Below are 24,810 nucleotides of genomic sequence, written 5' to 3'. Positions count from 1 at the left end.
CGTGGAGACAACCATGCAGTATCCGATCATGGACAAAATCACGCTGGCCCGACAACTACCGAATAAATCGGTAGCGCTGGTTCTGGCAGGTGGGCGCGGGTCGCGGCTGAAGGCATTGACGGATAAGCGAGCAAAACCGGCCGTCCATTTTGGTGGCAAGTTCCGCATCATCGACTTTGCCCTCTCCAATTGCCTGAACTCGGGCATCCGACGCATTGGCGTCATCACCCAATACAAATCGCACAGTCTGCTGCGCCATCTGCAACGCGGCTGGTCGTTTTTGCGTAACGAGATGAATGAGTTTGTTGATCTGCTGCCCGCGCAGCAGCGGATCGACGAAGAACACTGGTATCGCGGCACGGCCGATGCGGTGTATCAGAACATGGATATCATCCGCGGCTATCGCCCGGAATACGTGGTGATCCTGGCCGGGGATCACATCTACAAAATGGATTACTCACGCATGTTGCTCGATCACGTCGAGCAAGGCGGCGAGTGCACGGTGGCGTGTATTGAAGTACCACGGGTGGACGCCTCGGCCTTTGGCGTAATCCACATGGATGAATACCGCCGCATTATCGATTTTGTCGAAAAACCCGCAGACCCGCCGCCGATTCCGGGCAAGCCAGAATCTTCACTAGCCTCAATGGGCGTGTATATCTTCAACGCCGATTACCTCTACAAAATGCTGGATGAAGACATCGCAGATGACAAATCCAGCCATGACTTTGGCAAAGACCTGATCCCCAAAGCGGTGAGCGAAGGCAAAGCGTTTGCCCATCCGTTTGAATTGTCCTGCGTGTCATCCGACCCCGAATCCCAACCTTACTGGCGCGACGTCGGTACCGTGGATGCGTACTGGAAAGCCAACCTGGACCTCGCCTCGGTTACGCCGGAACTGGACGTCTACGACCGTACCTGGCCGATCTGGAGCCATCAGGAACAACTGCCACCCGCCAAGTTTGTACAAGACCGCAATGGCAGCCATGGCATGACGCTGAACTCGCTGGTATCCGGCGGCTGCATTGTGTCCGGTTCGCTGGTGATCAACTCGGTGTTGTTTTCCAGCGTGCGCGTGCATTCGTTCTGCACCATCGACTCGGCGGTCATCCTGCCCGACGTGGTTATCGGCCGCTCCAGCCGTTTGCGGCGCTGCGTGATTGATCGCGCTTGCGTGATTCCGGACGGACTGGTAGTCGGTGAGAACGCCGAAGAAGACACCCGCCGCTTTCATCGCAGCGAAGAAGGCGTGGTGCTGATCACCCGGGACATGCTCGCCAAGTTGTGATCTAGCTGAGCACAACACGCCAGCCGTGTTTTGGCACCCGCTGTTATCAGCCTGCAACCTGAACAGCGCCCAATACGTTACTCATTGAGGTAACGCAGGGAGAGATTTGACATGCAAGTGCTGCACGTTTGTTCTGAACTGTTTCCGTTGCTTAAAACCGGCGGCCTGGCCGATGTGACTGGCGCACTGCCACCCGCGCTGAAAGAACTGGGCGTAGATACCCGTGTGTTGTTGCCGGGCTTTCCGGCAATACGCGCAGGCTTCGTGGAAGAAGGTGAAGTCGGCACGCTGGATACCTTTGCCGGACGGGTACGCGTGTTGTTTGGGCGCGTGGCCGAGAGCGATCTGGAAATCTACGTCATTGACGCGCCAGGTCTGTACGACCGCAGCGGCAACCCTTATCTGGACCCGCATCTCGAACCGTATAACGACAACCATCTGCGCTTTGCCCTGCTGGCCTGGATTGGGGCCGAACTGGCGAGCGGGCTGGACCCATTCTGGCGCCCACAGGTGGTGCATGGCCATGACTGGCACACCGGTTTGCTGCCCGCTTATCTGGCAGCACGTGGGCGTCCGGCCAAATCGGTGTTCACGGTACACAACCTGGCTTATCAGGGCGTCTTCCCGGCGTGGGTGTTTGATGGTTTGCGTTTGCCTGGCAGTTTTTTCAATATGAACGGGCTGGAGTTTCACGGGCAGATTTCATTTCTCAAAGCGGGCTTGTACTTCGCCGACCACATCACCACGGTCAGCCCCACTTATGCACGTGAGATCACCACAGCTGAACAAGGCTGCGGGCTGGATGGCCTGTTGCGCGACCGGCGCGATGCGTTAACCGGCATTCTCAATGGTGTGGATAGCGCGGTGTGGGACCCGCTGACCGATGCATTGATCCCGGCAACCTATTCAGCGGACAAACCGCAGCAAAAAACCCGCAACAAACTGGCGCTGCAAGAGCAAACCTCTTTGCAATCCGATGCCGACGCGCCTTTGTTTGTGGTGGTCAGTCGCCTCACCGAGCAAAAAGGCCTGCACCTGGTACTGGAATTGCTTCCGGAACTGGTAGCCGCCGGGGCGCAGTTTGCCTTGCTGGGAAGCGGTGACCAGCATCTGGAACACGCCTTTAACACGGCAGCGCTACATGAGCCTGGGCAGGTTACGGTGCAGATCGGGTATGACGAGGCGCAATCGCACCGTTTGATGGCGGCGGCAGATGTGGTTTTGGTGCCAAGCCGTTTTGAACCTTGCGGGCTCACCCAGTTGTATGGACTCAAATATGGTGCATTGCCGTTGGTACGTCGCGTCGGCGGGCTGGCGGATACGGTTGTGGACACTACGCTGGAGGATATGGCGGATGAAAAATCCACCGGCTTTGTGTTTGAAGAATTCAGTGCAGATGGCTTGCGTCAGGCCATGCGGCGCGCATTGGCACTCTGGGCTCGCCCCAAAGACTGGAAAGCCGTGCGCAAAGTAGCCATGACACAAGATTTTGGCTGGGAAAACTCGGCCCGCTCGTACTTCAATCTTTATGAACAGCTACTGGCCTGACGGCCTGACTGGAGATTCACGATGACGGTTTCGTTCGTCCACGACTCCCCCAACACCGACGTAGCGTCGCTCAAACGCTCCATTGCCAACAAACTGGTGTTCGCCATCGGTAAAGATCCGATTTCGGCGCAATCTAGAGACTGGCTTAACGCTTCATTTCTGGCGGTGCGCGACCGGTTAATTGAACGCTGGATGCGCACCACTCGTGCCCAGTATTCGCAAGACGTGAAGCGCGTGTACTACCTCTCCATGGAATTCCTGATTGGCCGTGCGCTCACCAACGCCCTGCTGGCACTCGGGCTGTATGACGAAGTGCGCGGCGCGCTGGATGAACTGGGCATGGATTACAACGAACTGGTTGAACTCGAACCCGATGCCGCCTTGGGCAATGGCGGTCTGGGACGGCTGGCGGCATGTTTTCTGGATTCCATGGCCACCCTGGGCTTGCCCGGCTATGGCTATGGCATCCGCTACGACTACGGTATGTTCAAACAGCGCATCATCGACGGCAACCAGGTGGAATCGCCGGACTACTGGCTGGCCAACGGTTATCCGTGGGAATTTGAGCGCTTTGAAGTGCAGTATCTGGTGCGCTTCGGTGGCCACTTGCAAATGGAAGGCTCACGCACGCGCTGGATGCAGACACAGGACGTGTTTGCCGTCGCCCATGACCAGATCATCCCAGGTTACGACACCATCGCCACCAACACGCTGCGGCTGTGGTCGGCACGCTCCTCCAACGAGATCAACTTGTCCAAGTTCAACGAGGGCGATTACTTTGCCGCCGTTGAAGAAAAGAATCTTTCTGAAAACGTCTCGCGCGTGTTGTACCCGGACGATTCGACTTATAGCGGCAAAGAACTGCGCCTGCGCCAGGAGTATTTCTTCACCTCGGCCAGTTTGCAGGACATCATTCGGCGCTACCGGCAGACGCATGAAAACTTCGCCAAGTTTGCCGAGAAAACGTCGATCCATCTGAACGACACGCACCCGGTGCTGGCTATTCCAGAACTGATGCGACTGTTGATCGATGACTTTGACATCAAGTGGGACGAGGCTTGGGCCATCACCCAGAAAGTGTTCAGCTACACCAACCACACGCTAATGTCCGAAGCGCTGGAAACCTGGCCGGTCGAGATTCTGAATCGCGTACTGCCGCGACACATGAAGATCATTTTCGAGATCAATGAGCGCTTCCTGGACGATACGCGTGATCACCACAAAGATGATATCGACCTGATCCGCCGCATCTCGCTGATTGATGAATCCGGCGAGCGCCGGGTGCGCATGGCCTGGCTGGCTGTGGTCGCCAGTCACAAGATCAACGGCGTGTCGCAGCTGCACTCAGACTTGATGGTGCAATCGATCTTCGCCGATTTTGCGGCGCTGTTCCCGGATCGCTTCTGCAATAAAACCAACGGCATTACTCCGCGCCGCTGGCTGGCGCAGGCCAATCCGGCGCTTTCCGGCGTTATTGATTATTACATCGGCAAAACCTGGCGCGGCAATCTGGATGAACTAGCCGAACTGAAACAGCATATCGACTTCCCGGCGTTTATCGACGCCGTGGCCGAAGCCAAGTTCGCCAACAAACAGCGGCTGACCCAGTACATTGCCCGCAAGATGGGCGGGGTGATTGATCCGCACGCCTTGTTTGACGTGCAGGTCAAACGCATCCACGAATACAAACGCCAGTTGCTTAACGTGCTGCACGTGATCACCCGTTACAACCGCATCATCAAGCATCCAGAAAAAGACTGGGTGCCGCGTGTGGTGATCTTCGCCGGCAAAGCCGCTTCGGCCTACAAGATGGCGAAGCTGATCATCAAACTGATCAACGACGTGGGCCGCAAAATCAATAACGACCCGGTCATTGGCGACAAACTCAAAGTGGTGTTCATCCCGAACTACGGGGTGAGTCTGGCGGAGTTGATTATCCCGGCGGCGGATTTGTCAGAGCAGATTTCCCTGGCAGGCACCGAAGCTTCAGGCACCGGCAATATGAAGTTTGCGCTCAATGGTGCGCTCACCATTGGCACGCTGGACGGCGCCAATGTCGAGATCAAAGAGCATGTCGGCGATGAGAACATCTTTATCTTCGGCAACACCACCGACCAGGTCGATACCTTGCGCAAAGAGCACTACAACCCGCGCAAGTTTTACGATGAAGATGCCGAATTGCATGAGGTGCTCAACTTGCTGGCATCGGGCCATTTCAGCCCGGATGACCCGGAACGCTATCGCGCCATTTTTGATGTACTGGTGAACTGGGGTGATCACTACCAGTTGCTGGCCGATTACCGCTCGTACGTGGATGCTCAAGACAAGGTGGACGCGCTCTATCGCAACAAGGCCGCCTGGACCCACAGCGCGGTGATGAATATCGCGGGCATGGGGCCGTTTTCGTCGGATCGCACCATTCGCGAATACGCCGAAGAAATCTGGAACGTGCAGCCAGTCAAACTCTAACCCGCACCGGCGTAATGTGGTCTCCGTCGGAGGCAGCCCAGGCTGCCTCCGAATTCATTCCAGCGTCAGTCAGGCATAATGCCGACTCAAACTTGTTGGATGCGCGCTGGTGTCACACTCACAGGCTAGCGCGCAATTTCGGCCACTTTCTGGAAACCCCCAATGAAAGACGATGCTCATCTGATCGAAACCGGCATTGCCAGCGAAAACGTCTTTGACGGCGCGCTGCTGCATATCACCCGCGACACCGTGCGGTTACCCGATGGCAGCGAAGCCACGCGCGAGTTCATCAAACACCCCGGCGCAGTGATGGTGATTCCGGTACTGGACGATGGCTCTTTGCTAATGGAAAGGCAGTTCCGTTATCCGTTTAATCGCGTTTTTCTGGAGTTCCCGGCAGGCAAACTGGATGCTGGCGAAGATCCGTTAGCTTGCGGCAAGCGCGAATTACTGGAAGAAACCGGCTATACCGCCAGGCACTGGAAAAAGCTGGGCGTGATCCACCCGATCATCAGTTATACATCCGAAGAAATTCATATCTTCCTGGCCGAAGGTCTGGTCGCCGGAGATGCGCAACTGGATGAAGGCGAGTTTCTGGAACTGGTCACCAAACGGCGGGAAGAACTGGTCAGCGGGATTCTGGATGGCAGTATCACCGATGGCAAAACCGTTGCTGGCGTGTTCTGGCTGGAACAACTGTTCAAGGCCTGACGCCCGCGCAGATCACCGCAGCAAAACAAAAAGGCCGGATATGTTCCGGCCTTTTTGTTGATTCGCCCCGCGAAAGTTTGCGCCGAGCTTATTGGTGTTGCTTGTGCTGAGCCTTGGCTGGCTTCGCAGTTTTGGTCGATGCCGCAGGCTTGGTCGATTTGGACTTGCTGGACGTCGACTTGCTGGACGTGGCCGGTTTTTTTGCGGCAGTGCCTTTGGTCGGCTTGGCAGCGTGCTTGCCCTGCGATTTGGACGTGTGGGTCGTGCCCGCCTTGCCAGACGACTTGCCTGTGGCTTTATTGGCTGGTTTGCCAGCGGGCTTCTTGGCCGTGGACTTACCGGATTTAGCCTTGCCCGTATGGTGCGACTTGCCCTGCTGCTTGCCCGATTGCTTGGCACCGGTCGACTTGGTGGCGTGGCCGGGTTTGGCAGCCTGATGCACTTGACCCGCTGGTGGGGCGGAGTTCGGATCATCAAACGGCAGCGGTGCATCTTCAGCAAAGGCTGTGGCCGTGACCAGTAGTGCGCTTAAACACAGCGCCAGAATTCGTTTCATACTGATTCCCAAAAAAACGTTGTGCGAACACCGGGCCAATGCCCGATGCAAAAATGGGTAAAATGCCTGCCTTCTAGCTAACGCGCAAACCGCAAAAAAGTTGCAGTATAGCTGCCACCTTCAGGCAACCGAAGTGCGTTTGTCCACATACCCGTTTGTCATATCCAACCCAATGCCATCCAGGCCAGCCCACGACTTGCCTCTACACGCTGCCGCGTTATGGCTTCAGCAGACGCTCGGCAATCGCTGCGAGTGCCGCCGGACGATTGGCAAAGACAGTCAACCTGCCGCGCGCGTTGTCCAGCAGCCCCAAGTCATACGGCAAGCGCCCGGCCACCAACCACAGCCTGTGCGCGGGTAATTGCGCCAGCAGTTGCTGCTGGGCCGGTTGCAAGATGGCGTTGTAGCTCACCATGACCACCTGTTCGGCCTGCGCCGCCAGTTGCGCCACACTGGCGATATCCGCCGCACCTGGCGCCAGTGGCAGACGAACCTCCTGTACGGTAAGCCCAGCTGCCAGCAGTGGCGCAGCCAAAGTATCAGTGCGCGGCTCCACTTCATCCATTTCCGTGCGCTCGCGCACTTCCAGCGTAATCAGCAATACCGGCTGGGCCGGATTCAGCACAGCGCACTGGCCGACTGTAGTCACCGCCCGGCGATGTACGTCCTGGGACAGCGCCAGTGCCTGCGGTTGCGCGAGTTGCGCAGTCGGGTCAACCGGCAATTGCTGCCAGTTCGTCGCGCGCGCGGTCTTCAGCGCCAGGATGCGCGCAACGGACTGATCGATCCGGCTCTCGCTGATTTCGCCTTGTTGAACGGCGGCCAGCAATGCGTCCAGAAAGCCCTCTTGCCGCGCTTGCGTGTGCGAGATCAGCAAGATATCGGCTCCGGCTTTGAATGCGGCCACCGCCCCTGCCACCGTGCCTGGGCCTTTGGCAATGGCATCCATTTCCAGGCAATCGGTAAATACCACGCCCTCAAAACCCAGTTCCTCACGCAGCAGGCCCGTCAGCACCGCGTGAGACATCGTTGCCGGCGTATTGGGGTCCGGTTCAAAGGCCGGGAACACCACGTGCGAAGTCATCACCGTATCCACACCGGCGGCGATAGCTGCCCTGAACGGTGCCAGTTCCACTGCGTCCAGCCGCGCCCTGTCATGCGGCACGCGTGGCAAGCCCAGATGCGAATCAACATCGGTATCGCCATGTCCCGGGAAATGCTTGGCCGTTGCCGCCAGCCCCGCCGCCTGCACCCCACGCAGGGCGGCCAGACTGTACGTGATGACCTGCTCGACCGTTTCACCAAACGCGCGCACGCCGATCACCGGATTGCGCGGGTTGTTGTTCACATCGACATCCGGGACGAAGTTGACCGTGAAGCCCAGTTGCCGCAATTCTTCGTTCGCGTAACGAGTGAGTGTTTCGCAATCGTCCACCGAACCAGCCGCCTGGAAAGCCAGTGCCGACGGCAACGGCGTCACGCCATTTTCAATCCGCGCCACCATGCCGCCTTCTTGATCAATACCGATCAACAGCGGGATATCACTGCGTTCAGCGTTGATCTGCTGCAAAGCGCGGTTTAACGCGGCAATCTGCCGCGGTTGATCGACATTGCGCCGGAACAGAATCACGCCGCCCACCTGGCGCTGGCGCAACAGATGTTCGATGTGGGCATTGGGTGTCAGGCCATCAAAACCCACCATCAACAACTGGCCGATTTTCTGTTCGAGTGAAAGTTGGTCAAGAGTCATCATTGGATATCTTGGGCAAACCACATGAAATGAAAAAGCCCGGATGAACCAGTTGCGGCTCCCCCGGGCTTGTTAGCGCATGGCGATCAGGACGCCAGCCGCTTGAGTACTTCTTCACGCCCCAGCAGTGCCAGTACGGCATCGACCGACGGCGTGTGCGTGGTGCCCAGCACCTTGGCCCGTAAAGGCATGCCCACCATTGGCATCTTCACGCCTTGGGCTTTGACAAAGTCTTTGATGAACTGGCCCAGAGTCGGTTGATCCCAGGTTTCCAGCTTGGCAGCGCCTTCAGCGAAGAAGCCCAGCCGCGCTTCGTCATCCGGTGTCAGATGTTTTTCAACGATGTCGGTCGTTGGGGTCAGCGCGCGATAGAAGTACTCCGCCTGGTCGGCCATTTCCACCAACGTTTGTGAGCGGTCGTTCAGCAACATGCACACGTCAGTCAGCGCCGGGCCAGTGCTGGCATCAATGCCTTTGTCGCTAAGGAAATCGGCCACACGCGCAGCCAGACGTGCGGGTTCCGCCACCTTGATATGCTGCGCGTTCAGCCACAGCAGCTTTTCCCGGTCGAAACGGCTCGGGCTAGGGCTGACGTCTTTCAGGTCGAACCATTCAACAAATTGCTCCATGGTGAAGAACTCGTCATCACCGTGGCCCCAGCCCAGGCGGGCCAGATAGTTCAACAGCGCTTCGGGCAGGAAACCGGCTTTGTCGTAATCCACCACGCTCACCGCGTCACGGCGTTTGGAGAGCTTCTGGCCTTGATCGTTATGGATCATCGGCAAATGGCCAAACAACGGTAGCGTTGCACCCAGAGCCTTGAAAATATTGATCTGCCGTGGCGTGTTGTTGACGTGGTCATCCCCGCGAATCACGTGGGTGATTTTCATGTCCCAGTCATCCACCACCACGCAGAAATTGTAGGTGGGCGTGCCATCCGGACGGGCGATGATCAAGTCGTCCATTTCGGTATTGCTGATCTCGATACGGCCTTTCACCTGGTCGTCCCAAGCCACTACGCCGTCAATCGGGTTCAAAAAGCGCACCACCGGTTTGATATCAGCCGGGGCTGGCGGCAGGGTTTTGCCAGCCACCGGACGCCAGCGGCGGTCATAGCGCGGCTTTTCGCCACGCGCTTCTTGCTCGGCGCGCATGGCTTCCAATTCTTCTTTGCTGCAATAGCAGTAGTACGCGGTACCGGCGGCCAGCATTTGCTGGATCACTTCCTTGTACCGGTCCATACGTTGCATCTGGTAGAACGGACCTTCGTCGTAGTCCAGACCGACCCAATGCATGCCGTCCATGATCGCCTGTACCGATTCGGGAGTGGAGCGTTCCAGATCGGTATCTTCAATACGCAGCACGAAGGTGCCAGCGTTCTTGCGGGCAAACGCCCAGGAAAACAGCGCGGTGCGCACGCCGCCGATATGCAGCAAACCGGTGGGGCTAGGGGCGAAACGGGTACGAACGGTCACGATAGGCTCTCTGTTGCGGTGTGCAATAAGAGCGCCATTGTACCGGCTGTGAGGCTGCCTCGCCAAAATCCCGGCGCTGCACGCTGGCAGGCCGGTGGCGAGAACATGAGGAACAACGTGAACAGGCGCGAACTGCGCCCGGAATCACTAGTGAAGCATTGCCAGGTGCAAGGGCTGCGCTTTGGCTGCCACGGCAGACGCGGAGACCGGTGTGGCTGGCGCGGGGCGCAGCGCACTGTTGATGGCCAGCGGCAAGTTGTGCGGGTTGCGCACTTCAATCTCGCTGGACAACACCGGCTGCGAGGCGCTCATGGGCGGCTCGAATCGCGCCAGCACGTCGTAGTACGTCCGCAGGGACTCGACAAACACCACCGGCTCGCCGCCGCGGGCAAATCCGTACTTGGTCTGGCTGAAGTACTTGGGCAGGCGCAGCAATGGCAGGATACTTTTTACATCCGCCCAGCTGTCGGCGTTCTTGTTCATCTTGCGCGCCAGCTCACGCGCATCAAGCAAGTGGCCCAAGCCCACGTTGTACGCGGCCAGCGCCATGAACGTGCGATCCGGTTCCGGGACACCTTGATCCAGGCCATCACGCAGCGTGGCGATATAACGCGCACCGCCCAGAATGCTCTGATACGGATTAAGACGATCCACGCCCAGCCGCTGTGCCGTATCGGTGGTCAGCATCATGATGCCGCGCACACCAGATGGCGAAACGGCAGATGGGTCCCAATGCGATTCCTGATAAGACAAGGCGGCAACCAAGCGCCAGTCCAGACCGGTTTTCTTCTCGGCTTCGTGGAACCACTTGCTGAAGGTCGGCAAAACATCCTGGCGTTTATCCAGGAAGGCCTGCGCATCCATCTGATCGACACGATTGACGTGACCATAGTAGCGATCCATCAGCTGACGCAAAGTACCGTCGGCCTGCACCTGGCCAAAGAAATGCTGGACCATGCCCTGCAAATCTTTGTCATTGCTGCCCAAAGCCCAGGCCAGTTGCTGCGGCGTACCGATGGTGTCAGTCATGCCCACCTGCGGAAAATAATTCTGCGCCACATCAGCCGCGTGCGAATCCACCAGCGCGAAATCAAGCTCGCCGCCGGACACACTTTGAATCAGGCTTTCGTTATCCTGGTCTTGAACGACCTGCCATGTCAGAGATGGGTGCTGGATTTTGAGTTTGTCCAGCGCCGGGACATATTGCGGCAGGGTCTTGATGGTGGCTTCCCCGTTGTACAGCTTTTGCCAGGCCGCTGCTTCGGTCATGGCTGCCGGATAAACCAGCACGGGTGAAACCGATTGATAGGAGGGTCCAAACACCAGACCGGGGTGCGAGTCGTCGGCATGCAAGCCAACGGCGATATGCGCCTCGTTGTGTTGGAGCCGTTGCAGTAGACGCGCGTAACTGCTGTCCACTACAAAGCGAATTTTCAGGCCATTGGATTGGGCAAATTTCGTTAGCAGGTCGTATTCCAAACCGGCGTAGTTGCCTTCGGCATCGATGTAGAGGGAAGTCGGGCCATTCTGGACCAGAACTACCAGCTCTTTCGAATCTTTCCATGACACAAGATGTTGATCGGAAGCTTTGTCATTCATGCCTCCACAACCCACGAGTGCCACTGCGGCCAATGAGATCAACCAGCGTTTCATGCGACTCCTAAGCGTTAAGGAACCGGCAGTCTGCCAACTTTATTGCCTCAGCGCAAACGTGAAGACTTGGCAGACCAGAGAAAACGGGCTAGAATCCGCCCTTCTTTGCGGAGAGGTGGCAGAGTGGTCGAATGTACCTGACTCGAAATCAGGCGTAGGTGCGAGCCTACCGAGGGTTCGAATCCCTCCCTCTCCGCCAAAGAACCAACAAAAGGCCCTGAAACTATTCAGGGCTTTTTTGTTTTCGCGGTTTATGCGCGTGAACTGCCAAGCCATCCGGCCTTGCTTTCAGCTTTATCACACCGGGTAACTGCGCTACCCGCACGCCAAACCGCCACTGCGCGTTCCTTTACCCAGGCACGCCACATCCATCAGACACACCGCGTTAATACTTGATATCGCGTTTGTCCTGGCGGCCAGTCTGCTTGGTGTCGCGTTTGTCCTGGCGGCAAGCAGAGTTGCTCTTCTCGTTTGCTTGCCGGCAGTCCACCTTGTTTGAGCGCGCATCGTGTTTGGCAGACTGGTTGGCGTTTCTGCCTTCCTGGCGCTGCTGTGATTGCTCCGTGGCAAAGCTTGCGCCAGATAGCACCAGCAACCCGGCAGCAGCCATTGCGATGCCCGCCTGGTGCCAATGTCCTTTCCTCGATTCGATCATTTTCACGCTCCTCGTTACCAGATCGGGATGGCGGTCTGAAATCACAGCGCGCCTCCCTCATATACCGATGCAGAAGCAAAACCTGATGATATTCATCCGGTTGCCTCCATGCCCATCCCTGAGAATACATCCACTTGCAAGAATCTGCTGGGGCACTTTCAATGCGAAGAAAACTTCGCACAAGCCTTAGACAGTTTTATGTCAGGCGAAGCCATGTTCGCAAGATTTAAATTACCAAAACAAAAAATTCTTTTGTTTTTCAAAGTCTTATGATTTTTTTGGTATTGGCACGAATCCTGCGTTGCTAGAGGCATGCGAGACCCTGGTTCTCGCCAACCTCAGCATGAAAGGAGCGGCAAATGCACGATATCGGAACCTCCAGGCCTGGCGGTTGGGGCCCTGGTTACAACGAGTTTGAACAGGAGCTTTCCCCCGAACTGTCCGGCGAATTCGGTCAGGAACTGGAAGGCGAGTTTGCCAATGAATTTGAGGGCGAGTTCGAGGGTGAGTTTGAGAACGAGGGCGAAGGTGAAAACGAATTCGAGAACGAATTCGAAAGCGAAGTCTCAGGCGAAATGCAGGAGATGGAACTGGCCGCAGAATTGCTCTCCGTTAACAGCGAACAGGAAATGGAACAATTCCTGGGCAGTTTGATCAAGTCGGTGGGTCGGGCAGCCAGCAATTTTGCCAAATCAGGCGCCGGTAAAGCGCTGGGCGGAATTTTGAAATCTGCCGCCAAATCTGCCCTGCCGATCGTGGGCAGCGCGTTGGGCAACATGATTATCCCGGGCGCAGGCGGCATGATTGGCGGCAAGCTGGCCAGCATGGCGGGCGGTGCACTGGGCTTGGAACTGGAAGGACTGAGCAACGAGGACCGTGAGTTTGAAGTGGCCCGGCGACTGGTGAAGATTGGCCAGCACGCGGCACGGCATCTGACCACCATTCCGCCACATGTGCCCCCGGCTAAAGCTGCACGCGTTGCCTTTTTGCGCGCAGCGCGCCAGGTCGCACCGGGTTTGTTACCTGCCATGCGGGTGATTGCTCGCCAAGGTGTTGCCGCAGCGCGGCAGGCTGGATTGCCGATCTTTGGTGCGGCAATTGCCAATGCGGCTGCACGCCCCGGTTATCCCCGTTATTACGGTGGTGGGCAACGTCGTTACGCCCAATCCGCTGGCGCAGGAAGCCCAGGTTACGCCGGGCCAGGCTATGCCGGTCCGGGTTATACCGGCCAGAGCTACTCCAGCCCTGGGTATTCCGGATCGGGCTATGCCGCGCCGGCAGTGAGCGGAGGTTATCCGGCGCCAGCCAGTGCGGGCTGCCCTTCTTGCGGTAGCGCGTTGCCACGCGCGGCGGGCATTCCCCAATCCGGCGTCTGGCGCCGCTCACGCAACGGGCGGGCGATCATCCTGATTCTGGCGCCGCAGCGACCGGTGTACTGACCAACGCAAGGCCCTTCGCGATGAATCCATGCACCCAAGCCTTGCGGTTGCTTGAACAGGAAGTGCTCGGCATTCGGGCACGTCTGGATGCGCAACTGCCCTACGCCTTGCAAATGCCAATGGTGCCAGCGGCCAATGTCAGTGACGAAGCCATGGCGGCCATTGAACAGCATATGCAGGCGGCAAGACGGCAGTTGCGCTTGCGGATCGCCCGCTTCTTGCGGCAATTGCGCCAGTTAAGCGCCACACCACAGAACGTCGCCGCCGCACAACGCCGTTATGCCTTGCTCAAGCTGTATTTTCAGGCCGCGTTAACGCACTTCGAAATCTTTGCCGAAGTGCTTACCCAACGCAGTCAGCATGGCACGGGCATCTGGTTGTCCGGTCTGGACGTGGCCGCCCAGGATGGCTTGCGCCAACCGGGCGCGGCCATCAAGGCGCCGCCGGTGATTTGTTATGTCGAGCGCGGGCATGGTGGAGCAATCCGGCGAGCGCGCACGCGCTTACCGGGGGGTGGCAACAATCCGGTGGCGGTTATCCGGATGCCACGTGAACGGATGGTCGGAACGGGCATTGCTGCTTCGTTGTTCCATGAAGTGGGGCATCAGGCTTCGGCCTTGCTGGAGCTGGCCAATACCTTCAAGCGGGCACTCCCGGCGCGGTTTGGTCATGCGCAGGCGATGCCTGTCGCCTGGCAAGCGTGGGATCGCTGGATTGGCGAGATTCTGGCCGATTTGTGGGCGGTGTCGCGGGTGGGCATTGCCGCCACCTGCGGTTTGATGAGTGTGGTCAGCCTGCCGCGGGCTTTTGTCTTGCGTATCACCCTGGACGACCCGCATCCGGCACCGTGGATCCGCGTGAAATTGTCGCTGGCCATGGGTAAGGCGCTGTATCCGCATCCGCAATGGGCGGCACTGGAAAAAGTATGGGAGCTGCAGTATCCGCGCTGGCAAATGAACGCCAGCCAACGCCAGGCATTTGAACAGCTGGACCAGTCGATCCCGCAATTTGTGGCGGTCTTGCTGGCATTGCATCCGCCAGCGCTGGCGGGCCGCAGTCTGGGCTCGGCACTGCGCTTGCCTGACCGGCATCCGCAACACCTGCTGCACATCTGGCAAAGCGTCAAATCCCGGCCGCAACAATTTCTGGCCGATACCCCGACGCTGGCTTTCGCCGTATTGGGCCAGGCGCGCTACAGCGGTTTGTTGCCAGCAGACCAGGAGTTGCAAGTGATCGCCGCGTTGCTGCAGCGCTGGGCTCTGGCGGGATACCTGCCGTGGACCGCAGGCAGCGCACAACTGAGTGTGGTGTTGAACCAGCGTCGCCCGATCCGGACGCCTCTCGCCGCTTATGCATGATTCTCTGAAGGAGAAAGGCAATGAGTACCATAACCCTTACAGGTCTGCTGCTGGACAGCCATCAGATTGACATCAACAGTTATACAGTGGCGGTACCGATATCCAGTCTGACCGGCACCATTCTGGCGTACTCCAGCTATACCAAAGACCAGACGGTGTTGCTGGACCCGGCTGGTGCGCAAACGGTCAGCGCGTCAATCACACTGAAGATTCTGCAAAAGAACATCACCAGTGATCCGACGCAGATTCTGGAAACCGCTTTTGAGCTGGGCAAGCTGATTGGCGTAACCGAAATCACCCCTCAACTGATCACGGCGGTCAATGCCTTGTTTTCCGGGAATGAGGTCACGCTCACCGGCAACGTGGCCCTGCCTGCGGCCACTACTGATATCGCGGCGGCCAGAGCATTGCCAGTGACCGGTCCAGGCTCTACTGGCGGCACTTCCGGGGCACCGCTAAGGCCGAGCAGTTTTCTGAGCCCGCTTGATCCGCTGGCCGCCAGTTCCGGGCCTGCTGACATCACCGATTACACGCCGCCGTCCATGGTCAGCCTGCAACGGACCAGCCGCCCGCTGACCGGCGATGTTGCACTGTGGCTGTTGATCAAACTCAATGCCGACATGCTCAGCTGGGATAACTACGCCCGGCAACTGGACTTGCTGTTCTTCCCGGACGGGCCGGACAGCACTACGCCAGACGCCATCGGCAGTCGTAAAGCGCCGCTTTATCACAAAGCCGCTCAATTGAGCCGTCGCCGCTTTCTCCCATTTACCGATACCGATGCCTATCGCGCCCTGAAAGTGGCAACTGAAGCGTTTGTCATCACGTGGGGCGGCGTTGCACCGCGCGGCGCCGATGCCAAAACCATTGCCACCTTGCTGGCCGACGATCCGGCCGCAGTGGCTCTAGCCAATGAGCGCCTGGGTTTGAATATCTCTACTCCTGGCGGTGCCAACGCTTTGGCTCAGCAGTACTTTGGCAAAGGCATGTCGCCCACGTTGCCATATCTGCAACGCGTGGCCATGGCCTTGCAGGGCTCGGATGCCGCAGCGGTCATTGAGGATGCGCTGGAAGCAACCACACAAGCGGTCGCCACCACGCAGATCCAGCTTAAAACCACTGGAATGACCGAGCCAGGCTTTTGCGGTGAGGGTTGCCTGTGGTTGAGTCACTGGAATGACAACATCTCCGCCAAGCTCACCCATCCGCCGCTCATCGAGCTGATCTGGAGCTACTGGATGGAAGAGCTGCAGCTGGTGCAGACCATGAACGCGGTCTCAAGGCGCTTCCAGAATGTTTCGGGCGGTCCACGCGACCCGTTGGCGCAACTCGAACTGGACCCGTTGCGGCCACTGAATAATCTGATCTGGGGCTGGGTGCAAGACGAGCAACACCGCTTGCCGATTGAACGCCGTGCCGCTGAGTATTGCCATGAATACGGCCTGAAATTGTATGGCAAAGCAGTGCCGCCAGCCCAAGCTGCGGACAACCGCAGCAAGTTCCTCGAAGCTTTTCACACGTTACTGAACCTGTGCGTGCCGTTCTTCCGCCAAGCCGATGACACCACGGTTGTGCCCGATGGCTTCCCGCTGCTGAACGCCTTGCGCGAGGTGCATCTGATCTTGTCCGAAGGCGCGCACAACCAGTTCCGTGATCTGCCCACCACCTCACGCGTTGAGATGATGATGCAGCAGTGGTTGCTGGCACGACCAGAGTTTCGCGAATTCCTGCCACGACGGGCGATGGTGGCCTATCCGGAACCGTGGATGCACTCGGTGGAAAGCATGCGCAAACTACAAGGCTGGGGCGATACCAATACCTACCAGTTCTGGCAACTGGCCACCATGGGTGAACAGATTGTGTCGTCGATCCGCTGGGGCGACTGGAATTCCATCAACGACCCGGTTAACGCCGCCAACTGGGCGACTTTCTTCCGCCCGGAAATCCAGACCTACATCCACTCCTATCGTGCGGTCACCGGCGTGGATGTGAGCGCGGAACCGGTCGACGTACAGGTGCCTGGCATGCACTTGTTGCGCCGCTTGCGTGAACGCAAAGGAATGAAGGTCGCATAACGGGGGCGCCATGATCGACTTTGCCACGGCGCTGTATCTGGGGCTGCAACATCCAGCAACGCAGTTGGGGTTTTACCCGGCGCTAACCACCGGTGCCCCGGCTTCGCTGGCGACTGCGCCACTGGCCACCCTGCTGGCGGCGCAGGCCGCCGAGTTGCAGGGATGCGAAGCCGGGATGGTGGCGCCTTCCACCCTGCATCTGGCCATTGATGTGTTTGATCGTCTGGGTCGCACGCACGCGCTGATCGCCGACGAGGCACTGTATCCGGTCATGCGCTGGGGGCTGGAGCGCGTAATGGGCATGGGCGTGCAGGTGACGTGGTTCCGCCATGGTGATCTGGCCGATCTGACACTGCAGATCAAGCAACGTTGGGGTGGACGCCCGCCCGCCGTGATCACCGATGCAACGCGACGCGAAGGCGCACCGGTACCGCTGGCGCGTTACCTGAAACTGGTGCAACGGTATGGAGGTTTGATTGTGGTTGATCATAGCCAGATGCTTGGATTGATGGGCGAACACCCGTCCGCACCGCAGCCGTGGGGCCAGGGCGGCGGCGGCGCCTTGCGCTACGCCGCACTTGGCCGGACACAACCGGTGTTGTTGCTGGCATCGTGGGCCAAGGCATTTGGTGCGCCCCTGGCCACCTTGTGCGGGCCGCTGAATCTGGTCCGCGATGTAGCACGTGACGGCCCCACCCAGACCCATTGCAGCAGCGCCAGCGAAACCGCATTGCGGGCCGGGTTGAACGCGCTGGCACTCAATCAGCGCGACGGCGCGCGACGGCGGCTGCAGCTATTGCAATTGTTGCAACATCTGCATCTCGGATTGCGTCGGCTGGCCCGTGGCAAGCTACCTGATCTGCAAACGTCCCGCCGCAATCACCCCTTGCAGCATTTGTGTCTGGCGACCGCAGAACGTACGCAAGCCTTGCATACCGGTTTGCGCGCCAGTGGTTTTCGCACGGCCTTATTGCGGCAGCGCGAGGGACGTTACGCGCTGGCGGTGATCTTGCGCGCCAATCATCGCCAAGCCGATATCGATGCCTTGTTATTGGCGATGGCTACACTGGCCCCGCAGTTGCCCAAACCCGCGGCAGAACCGGCCAGAACTCGCCTCACGGAGGACCGCCAGCATGTTTAAAACTGCCGATGGAGAAACGCTGGAACTTGCACCGTGGCGCATGCGGCGCTTGCTGCGGCTGATTGCCGACGCGCGCAGCTACCCCGCCGGAACCCCGCCACAAATGCTGATCCAGGATTTGCGGCTCATCATCAGCCGCGCGCGCCGCGTCAGCAGCCAGCCGCGCGTCGGCACCGCCAAGTATCAAAGCACCGGCGCGTGCTTCCGGGCTTGTTTGCTGGCCCGACAACAGAAAAGCAGCGGCGTGCTGGAGCTGGTTGGTTTGAGTATCGTGCCCCAGGTAATGCGAGACTTGTTGAATGAAAGCCGCCAGCTGGAACTGGAGTTTGAATCCAGCCCCAAATCGGCCAATCTCGTTTTGCGCTGGCAATACTGGAACAGCCTGACCGATGCCATGAACGGTACACGTAGCGCGGGTATCTACATGCTGATGCGGGGCTCCTTACCCGTTTACGTCGGCATGTCGCAAAACCTGCCGCAACGGCTACGTCAGCATTTGTGGTGCGCGGTGCGCCATCGCGATGGCGGATTAAGCGCCTGGTCGGCCAGCGTCGAGCGCCCGCAAGACTTGGCGGCAGTTGAACACGCGCTGGTGCGCGCACTCGGCCCACGGGTGTCGAATGATCGTTTGCAAGGCACGCTGAGAGTTGGTCCTGGCGGTTTGACGATTCGTAACTTGCTCCCGGGCGGGTTGACTTCGGCCAGAGCACCAGGCAACCAGCTCCTCTTGCTACCGGGCGCCGAATTCGAGTTAGCAGCATGATTATCGATTTTCACTGCCATGCGGGCCAGGGCGATGGCATGACCGGCCCGTGGGATACCACCGCCCCGCTAGCCGATTACGCCCGCCGTGCGACTGAAGCTGGCATAGGCCGCACCGTGCTGCTGCCGGTATTCCAGTCTGACTACGCGCAAGGCAACCGTGACGTTGCCGCGCTGGTCCGCGCCGAGCCGCAGCGCTGGATCGGCTTTGCCATGATCCACGGCCAGCGCGACCGGGAACGTGTGCACCGCATGATCGAAGAAGCGGTGCTCCAACTGGGCTTGCGCGGCATCAAGGTGCATCGGCACGACGCACGCATCAACCGGCAGATTTGCGACGCCGCCCGCCGCTGGCAATTACCGGTGCTGTATGACCCGGGTGGCGATACTGGCCCGCTGGATTTGCTGGCACAAACCCATCCTGATGTGGCCTTTGTCTTTGCACATTTAGGCAGCTTTGCCGATGACTGGGCCGCGCAACGCCGGGTGATTGATCTGATCGTGCGGCATCCGAACTTGTTTGCCGACACGGCTGGCGTGCGCCGGTTTGACCTGCTGGAAGAAGCTTTTGTCCGTGCCGGGCCAGGCAAATTGTTGTTTGGATCAGATGGGCCGTGGCTGCATCCAGGACTGGAGCTGGCCAAGATTCGTGCCTTGCGCCCTTCCTCCGCCGCCTTTGCCAGCATGACCAGCGGCAATGCCCTGCGCTTGTTACGGCGCGCAGGTCGCTCCACTACGGGCGTTCCGGATGCGCGGCGCTTACGTTCTCATCACCCGCTATCCGGTTGACGCCCTTGTCGTCGCAATTGCAGCGCACGTGGCGTGACCCCAAGCAATTCTGCAGCGCGGGTGGTTGAACCAGCGCGGAGTACCGCCACCTGAACCGCTACGGACTCGGCCAGTTGCCCAATGCCTTTCAAGCCCAAGCCTGCGTCCAGTGCCCCTTCCACCGCCGCAGCCAGCGCCTGCTCCCAACTGCCGTTGGTGCCAGCAAACACCATGTCCGCAACCAGGCCTATTCCCTGCAATCCGCCGGTACTCAATACATGAAAACCTTGCTGCCGATCCGCCATGCGCAGCACCACATTGCGCAATTCGCGCACGTTGCCAGGGTAATCGGCGCTGACCAGTTGCTGCATGACCTCGGGCATGACCTGCGGGATGGCCTGACCGCTTTCGGCCAGAAAGTGCCGGACCAATAGCGGGATGTCTTCGCGACGTTCCGCCAGACAGGGAGCGCGCACGGTCCATTGCGTGATGCGGAAATACAAATCGGCTCGAAATCGTCCGGCGACGACTTCAGCCTCAAGATCGCGGTTGGTGGCGCAGGTCAGCCGAAAATCGGATTGACGCCAGTTGTCCTCACCTACCCGCTTGTAGGTGTGTTCCTGAATCACCCGCAACAAGCGCGCTTGCAGCGGTAACTCCAGCTCGCCGACTTCATCCAGAAACAAGGTGCCACCGTCGGCCAGCGCAACGGCACCATCACGCGCGGTGAGCGCATGCGTAAACGCGCCCCTGGCGTGACCAAACAGTTCGCTACCCGATAGCTCCGGACTGAGCGTTGTACAGTCCACCACTACAAACGGTCCGCGCCGCCGTTTCGGGTCCAGATCGTGCACCAGCCGTGCCAGCAGTTCTTTGCCGCAGCCACTTTCGCCCAGCAGCAGACAGGCACCGTGACCAAAGCGGCCGACTTCCGCCACCATGCGCAGCGTTTGCCGCCAGATGGCAGAACAGCCCACGGCGCGTTCGTGCAGCCAGTCCGAGGCCAGAATGGCTTCCATTTCTGCCAGGCGCGCCAGGCGTAAAGCCAGTTCGGTGAGTAGTGTGTCCTGGTCGTCAGCGGAGACCAGATCGCAGATGGCGACGGGCCACCAGTCTTGTGGCTGGCAATAACAGCGGGTGCCGCGAGTGCAGCCAATAATAAAAGCATCGGGAAGGGGTTGATGGCGTAACCAGCGTTCAGCCGCTGCGCTGACGCGTTTTTCTTCGGCCAGGATCACTACTGCCAGCAAGCCATCTCCGTCGCCGGACAAATCCAGACTCTCCGGCAAGCCATGCTGGCGCAGCGACTGTCCCAGCCGCCGCGCGTCCTCCTGATCGAGAACGACGCGCATCCCTCAACCTCGCACAAATCGACAACTTTCCGGGTCGAGTATTATTTAGCTTGAAATCAGAAAACGCCGCGGCAGCCCGGATCACCGACTTCTTTCATAGAGCAGGCTACGGTCGGTCAGGGCTGAATAAGATAGACGGATATCGCGTTTGAATACCCAATCACAGCCGCTTTCAGGCCATGACGCGGGCAGAGAGAAAGGCAACGGACCAAGGTGCGTTGCCCGGCCTTCACAGCGGGATACTTTCCTGACTGGCCATCTGCGCAATGGCCTGAGTGAGGACTTCATCCGCCGGGTGCGCCTCCCATCTAGCTTGCTCCAGCGTGCCCACCGGCACCACACCAATCAGACTGTTGCACAGCCAGACCCGCTCAGCCGCCAGCAAGCGTGGCAGCGCAATCCGTTCCTGCGCCGAGGACCAGCCCAGCGCTTGCGCGGCCTCCAGTGCGACCTGACGCATCACCCCCGCCACACCACCGCTCTCCAGCAATGGGGTCACCAGTCGCCCTGCTTCGAGCATCAGCAGATTGGTCATGGTGCCTTCCAGCACGCAACCATCCCGATCCAGCAACAAGCCCTCAAAAATGTCCGGGTCTTGCCACTCGGCTCGTGCAAGAACATTCTCCAGCCGATTCAAATGCTTAATACCGGCAAGGCGCGGTTGCCAGCCTGCAGGTGTTTCGCAAAGCCGGACCGTGGCGCCAGACTCACCAAAGCGCCTTGGCACTGGTGGGGGGGTACATTGCACCAGGCGATTGGGAGCCAAGTCAGCGGGGTAGGCATAACCACGCGGCGTTTCGCCACGAGTGAGGATCAGCTTGAAAGTCGCCTCAGTCACGTCGCAGGCACGGATATCTGCTAACCAGAGTTCGTCATCCGGGGCGGGGATATCCAGCGCATGGGCATCGGCGCGCAGCTTTGTCAGATGGCGCCCCAGAAAGGGAATTACGCCATCTTTCAGAAACAGCGTTCTGAATACGCCGTCGCCAAACTGAAAAGCCCGATCCGCCACATTCAGCCGCTCGGCGGGGACACCGTTAATCAGTCTCATCGTCATGCTGGCTCCCGGTTGTTTCACTGGCTGATTGCTCGGGTTGGCAAACGTGCCACTACCCGAAATAGTGCGGGTTATTGATCGAGCCCCAGCGCCCGCAACAAGCCGCGCGCTTTATGGCGGGTTTCCTGCAGCTCACGCTCGGGCTCAGAATCCGCCACGATACCCGCGCCAGCCCGAAAATACAGATGGTCGTCATGCATTAAAAAGGTCCGGATCAGGATATTCAAATCCATGCTGCCATCATTGCTGATATAGCCGAGGCTACCGGTATAAGCGTGGCGTGGCCGCTGTTCAAGCTCACGAATAATCTGCATACAGCGCACTTTGGGGCAGCCGGTGATGGTGCCGCCGGGAAACAACGCCCGCAGCACTTGCGCGGGATTCACGCCGTCTTGTAATTCTCCACGCACGTTGGATTCAATGTGATGCACGTAGGCATAACTGGCGACAGCCATCAATTCATCGACCTGCACCGTGCCTGGCTTGGCAATGCGCCCCAGATCGTTGCGCTCCAGGTCCACCAGCATGATGTGTTCGGCCCGCTCTTTGACAGTCGCCAGCAGTTGTTCTTTCAGACGCGCATCTTCTTGCGGATCGGTTGAGCGTGGATGGGTACCGGCAATGGGCCGGGTTTCTACAATCTGCTCGCGTACTTTGACCAGCCGTTCCGGCGACGAACTGATGATGTCGTAATCACCCAGATGGCAAATCGCTGAAAACGGTGCCGGGTTGGCGCGACGCAATTGGGCGTAGACATCGCTGGCCGAGCCACTGGCCAGCGTGATATCCCAGGCGCGGGACAAGTTGACCTGAAACACGTCGCCTTCGTATACGTAACGCTTGCTGGCCAGCACGCCATCCAGAAACGCTTGCGGATCATCTTCGGCTACGCTTGCCACGGCCACGGGATTGGCAGCGTAGCCAGGTAAAGTGGCAATCTGCCGTTCCAGTTCATCGATCAGTTCGACCGACTCGGCCACCAGCAGCCATCGTTGCTCGTCGCGGTGATGCAAGACGGCGGCGGGACAACGCCACAGTGCAGCCACGGGCACATCGGCGGTATCACGCGTTGGCACGGTTGGTTCGAACTGATGCAGCAATTCGTACGCCGCATACACGCCCCAGCCGCCGATAAAAGGCAGCGCGGCAACGTCCGGCAGATTGCATGGCAATGCCGCCAGATCATCCAGAAACTGGGCAGCATCCGCCTGCCGGTACATACGCGATGTCTGCGGCAACGCCAGCAAGACATCCCAACCCGTTGCGCCGCTTGATTGCAGCAACATAGGAAAGCTGGCTGGCGCGGCGGCATGCCACTGAGCCAGATCAACCGGCTGCGACAAAGGGCGGATATGGAATGCGGGAGAAGTCATGACGGCATTTTATCAGGCAGAACGCCATCCCAACGGAATACCCCCGCCACAGCGTCGCGGGGCTACACAGAGATGTCGCTGAAAAGAAAAAGGGCTGCATCAACGCAGCCCTTCTTCGGAGTGATCACTCAATTACACGCGCTTGAACACCAGCGTGCCATTGGTGCCACCAAAACCAAACGAGTTGGAAATAGCCACGCGGATATTCATTTCGCGTGCGGTGTTGGCCACGTAATCCAGATCGCAACCGGCTTCAAAATCCTGATCGAACAGGTTGATGGTCGGTGGCGAAATCTGGTGATGCAGTGCCAGGACCGAATACACAGCCTCAACACCACCCGCGCCGCCCAACAAGTGGCCGGTCATGGATTTAGTCGAGTTAACAGCCAGTTTGGCAGCGTGATCGCCAAACGCCATCTTGAGCGCCTGGGTTTCGTTGGCATCACCCAGCGGAGTCGACGTGCCATGTGCATTCACATAATCGACTTCATCCAGATTGATCCTGGCATCACGCAACGCATTGGTCACGCCACGCGCCGGGCCTTCTGCGCTCGGTGCGGTGATGTGGTGCGCATCGGAACTCATGCCGAAACCAACCAGCTCGGCGTAGATCTTCGCGCCGCGTTTGACCGCGTGATCGTACTCTTCCAGCACCAGTACACCAGCGCCCTCACCCATGACAAAGCCATCACGGCCCTTGTCCCACGGACGAGACGAGGTAGCCGGATCGTCATTGCGGGTCGACAACGCTTTCATCGCAGCAAAGCCACCAATACCCAGACCGGTTACCGCGCCTTCAGCACCGCCAGCCACCATGACGTCGGCATCGCCGTACTGGATCATGCGGGCAGCGTCGCCAATACAATGCGCGCCAGTGGTACATGCCGAAACGATACCGTAGGTCGGGCCTTGAAAGCCTTTGTAGATCGAGACATGACCGGCAATCAGGTTAACCAGCGAACCGGGAATGAAGAACGGGCCAATCTTGCGGGGGCCACCGGCCAGCAAGGTTGCACCGGTTTCTTCAATCAGCGGCAAACCGCCAATACCGGAGCCGATGTTCACGCCGACGCGGGTTTTATCCAGACCAGCCAAGTCTTCAATGCCGGAGTCGGCAATGGCCTGGAAAGCGGCTGCGATACCAAAGTGGATGAACAAATCCATCCGGCGGGCATCTTTAGCCGAAATATACTGGCCGATATCGAATTCTTTGACTTCACCGGCGATCTGGCAAGCGTACTCGCTTGCATCAAAACGGGTGATCTTGCCGATGCCGGACTTGCCGGCGAGAAGATTCGCCCAGCCCGTTGCCACGTCGTTGCCCACAGGCGACACATGACCGAGACCGGTAACGACTACTCTACGTTTGGACACGGTAAT

General features: G+C 58.9%; 19 protein-coding genes and 1 tRNA gene. 11 read left to right on the top strand and 9 right to left on the bottom strand.

Annotated features, from left to right (window positions below; genetic code table 11):
- Positions 1 to 13 precede the first annotated feature (13 nt).
- The 4 genes from glgC to P4L78_RS05285 all read left to right on the top strand — a co-directional run bounded on the left by glgC (position 14) and on the right by P4L78_RS05285 (position 6,016).
- Positions 14 to 1,288 carry a glucose-1-phosphate adenylyltransferase gene (gene glgC, locus P4L78_RS05300; protein ID WP_283148344.1) on the top strand — a complete coding sequence of 425 codons (1,275 nt, stop codon included), beginning with the start codon at positions 14 to 16 and terminating at the stop codon, positions 1,286 to 1,288.
- 111 nt (positions 1,289 to 1,399) lie between these two features.
- Complete coding sequence (glgA, locus tag P4L78_RS05295) at positions 1,400 to 2,836, top strand: glycogen synthase GlgA (RefSeq protein ID WP_283148343.1); 1,437 nt, start codon at positions 1,400 to 1,402, stop codon at positions 2,834 to 2,836.
- 21 nt (positions 2,837 to 2,857) lie between these two features.
- Positions 2,858 to 5,305: a glycogen/starch/alpha-glucan family phosphorylase gene (gene glgP / locus P4L78_RS05290; protein WP_309327168.1), complete on the top strand. Its 2,448-nt coding sequence runs from the start codon at positions 2,858 to 2,860 to the stop codon at positions 5,303 to 5,305.
- 162 nt (positions 5,306 to 5,467) lie between these two features.
- Positions 5,468 to 6,016, top strand: a complete 549-nt coding sequence (locus P4L78_RS05285; RefSeq protein ID WP_309327167.1) for an NUDIX hydrolase — start codon at positions 5,468 to 5,470, stop codon at positions 6,014 to 6,016.
- 88 nt (positions 6,017 to 6,104) lie between these two features.
- On the opposite strand, the gene P4L78_RS05280 is transcribed toward P4L78_RS05285, so the two are convergent.
- The 4 genes from P4L78_RS05280 to mltF form a co-directional block, all read right to left on the bottom strand.
- Positions 6,105 to 6,572, bottom strand: a complete 468-nt coding sequence (locus P4L78_RS05280; RefSeq protein WP_283148340.1) for a hypothetical protein — start codon at positions 6,570 to 6,572, stop codon at positions 6,105 to 6,107.
- A gap of 217 nt (positions 6,573 to 6,789) precedes the next feature.
- Positions 6,790 to 8,325, bottom strand: a complete 1,536-nt coding sequence (gene nagZ / locus P4L78_RS05275) for a beta-N-acetylhexosaminidase (protein WP_309327166.1) — start codon at positions 8,323 to 8,325, stop codon at positions 6,790 to 6,792.
- Between the two features lie 83 nt (positions 8,326 to 8,408).
- Entirely contained in the window at positions 8,409 to 9,797 is a 1,389-nt protein-coding gene (gene gltX / locus P4L78_RS05270; protein WP_309327165.1) for a glutamate--tRNA ligase, read from the bottom strand.
- A 147-nt stretch (positions 9,798 to 9,944) separates the two neighbouring features.
- Positions 9,945 to 11,450, bottom strand: coding sequence for a membrane-bound lytic murein transglycosylase MltF (mltF, locus tag P4L78_RS05265; RefSeq protein ID WP_309327164.1), 1,506 nt, complete (start codon positions 11,448 to 11,450; stop codon positions 9,945 to 9,947).
- Between the two features lie 109 nt (positions 11,451 to 11,559).
- On the opposite strand from mltF, the gene P4L78_RS05260 reads away from it, so the two are divergent.
- Positions 11,560 to 11,649: transfer RNA gene (locus tag P4L78_RS05260), tRNA-Ser, on the top strand.
- Between the two features lie 186 nt (positions 11,650 to 11,835).
- On the opposite strand, the gene P4L78_RS05255 is transcribed toward P4L78_RS05260, so the two are convergent.
- Positions 11,836 to 12,105: a hypothetical protein gene (locus tag P4L78_RS05255; RefSeq protein ID WP_283148336.1), complete on the bottom strand. Its 270-nt coding sequence runs from the start codon at positions 12,103 to 12,105 to the stop codon at positions 11,836 to 11,838.
- A 359-nt stretch (positions 12,106 to 12,464) separates the two neighbouring features.
- On the opposite strand from P4L78_RS05255, the gene P4L78_RS05250 reads away from it, so the two are divergent.
- The 6 genes from P4L78_RS05250 to P4L78_RS05225 are packed head-to-tail and all read left to right on the top strand — an operon-like array spanning position 12,465 to position 19,669.
- Complete coding sequence (locus P4L78_RS05250) at positions 12,465 to 13,544, top strand: hypothetical protein (RefSeq protein ID WP_309327163.1); 1,080 nt, start codon at positions 12,465 to 12,467, stop codon at positions 13,542 to 13,544.
- A gap of 20 nt (positions 13,545 to 13,564) precedes the next feature.
- The gene (locus tag P4L78_RS05245; protein WP_283148334.1) at positions 13,565 to 14,902 is read left to right on the top strand and encodes a hypothetical protein; all 1,338 of its coding nucleotides are present in this window, start codon (positions 13,565 to 13,567) and stop codon (positions 14,900 to 14,902) included.
- Positions 14,903 to 14,922: 20 nt separating this feature from the next.
- Positions 14,923 to 16,977 carry a hypothetical protein gene (locus tag P4L78_RS05240; RefSeq protein ID WP_283148333.1) on the top strand — a complete coding sequence of 685 codons (2,055 nt, stop codon included), beginning with the start codon at positions 14,923 to 14,925 and terminating at the stop codon, positions 16,975 to 16,977.
- Between the two features lie 10 nt (positions 16,978 to 16,987).
- A complete protein-coding gene (locus P4L78_RS05235; RefSeq protein ID WP_309327161.1) occupies positions 16,988 to 18,118 on the top strand; it encodes an aminotransferase class I/II-fold pyridoxal phosphate-dependent enzyme in 1,131 nt (376 codons plus the stop codon).
- On the top strand, positions 18,111 to 18,881 hold the full coding sequence (locus P4L78_RS05230) for a GIY-YIG nuclease family protein (RefSeq protein ID WP_309327160.1): 771 nt from the start codon (positions 18,111 to 18,113) through the stop codon (positions 18,879 to 18,881). The genes P4L78_RS05235 and P4L78_RS05230 overlap by 8 nt, the downstream gene beginning before the upstream one ends.
- Positions 18,878 to 19,669 carry an amidohydrolase family protein gene (locus tag P4L78_RS05225; protein ID WP_283148330.1) on the top strand — a complete coding sequence of 264 codons (792 nt, stop codon included), beginning with the start codon at positions 18,878 to 18,880 and terminating at the stop codon, positions 19,667 to 19,669. Before P4L78_RS05230 ends, P4L78_RS05225 begins: the two co-directional genes overlap by 4 nt.
- On the opposite strand, the gene P4L78_RS05220 is transcribed toward P4L78_RS05225, so the two are convergent.
- The 4 genes from P4L78_RS05220 to fabF form a co-directional block, all read right to left on the bottom strand.
- Complete coding sequence (locus tag P4L78_RS05220; RefSeq protein WP_309327159.1) at positions 19,651 to 21,000, bottom strand: sigma 54-interacting transcriptional regulator; 1,350 nt, start codon at positions 20,998 to 21,000, stop codon at positions 19,651 to 19,653. The two genes, P4L78_RS05225 and P4L78_RS05220, sit on opposite strands and share 19 nt — an antisense overlap.
- 229 nt (positions 21,001 to 21,229) lie before the next feature.
- A complete protein-coding gene (pabC, locus tag P4L78_RS05215) occupies positions 21,230 to 22,057 on the bottom strand; it encodes an aminodeoxychorismate lyase (RefSeq protein WP_283148328.1) in 828 nt (275 codons plus the stop codon).
- 71 nt (positions 22,058 to 22,128) lie between these two features.
- Positions 22,129 to 23,430: an aminodeoxychorismate synthase component I gene (locus P4L78_RS05210; RefSeq protein WP_309327158.1), complete on the bottom strand. Its 1,302-nt coding sequence runs from the start codon at positions 23,428 to 23,430 to the stop codon at positions 22,129 to 22,131.
- 132 nt (positions 23,431 to 23,562) lie between these two features.
- Complete coding sequence (gene fabF / locus P4L78_RS05205) at positions 23,563 to 24,804, bottom strand: beta-ketoacyl-ACP synthase II (protein WP_283148326.1); 1,242 nt, start codon at positions 24,802 to 24,804, stop codon at positions 23,563 to 23,565.
- Positions 24,805 to 24,810: the final 6 nt, after the last annotated feature.

Source organism: Silvimonas sp. (assembly GCF_031291215.1).
In the GTDB taxonomy this organism is placed as follows: Bacteria; Pseudomonadota; Gammaproteobacteria; order Burkholderiales; family Chitinibacteraceae; genus Silvimonas; species Silvimonas soli.
This window is presented reverse-complemented; position numbering and strand designations above follow the sequence as displayed.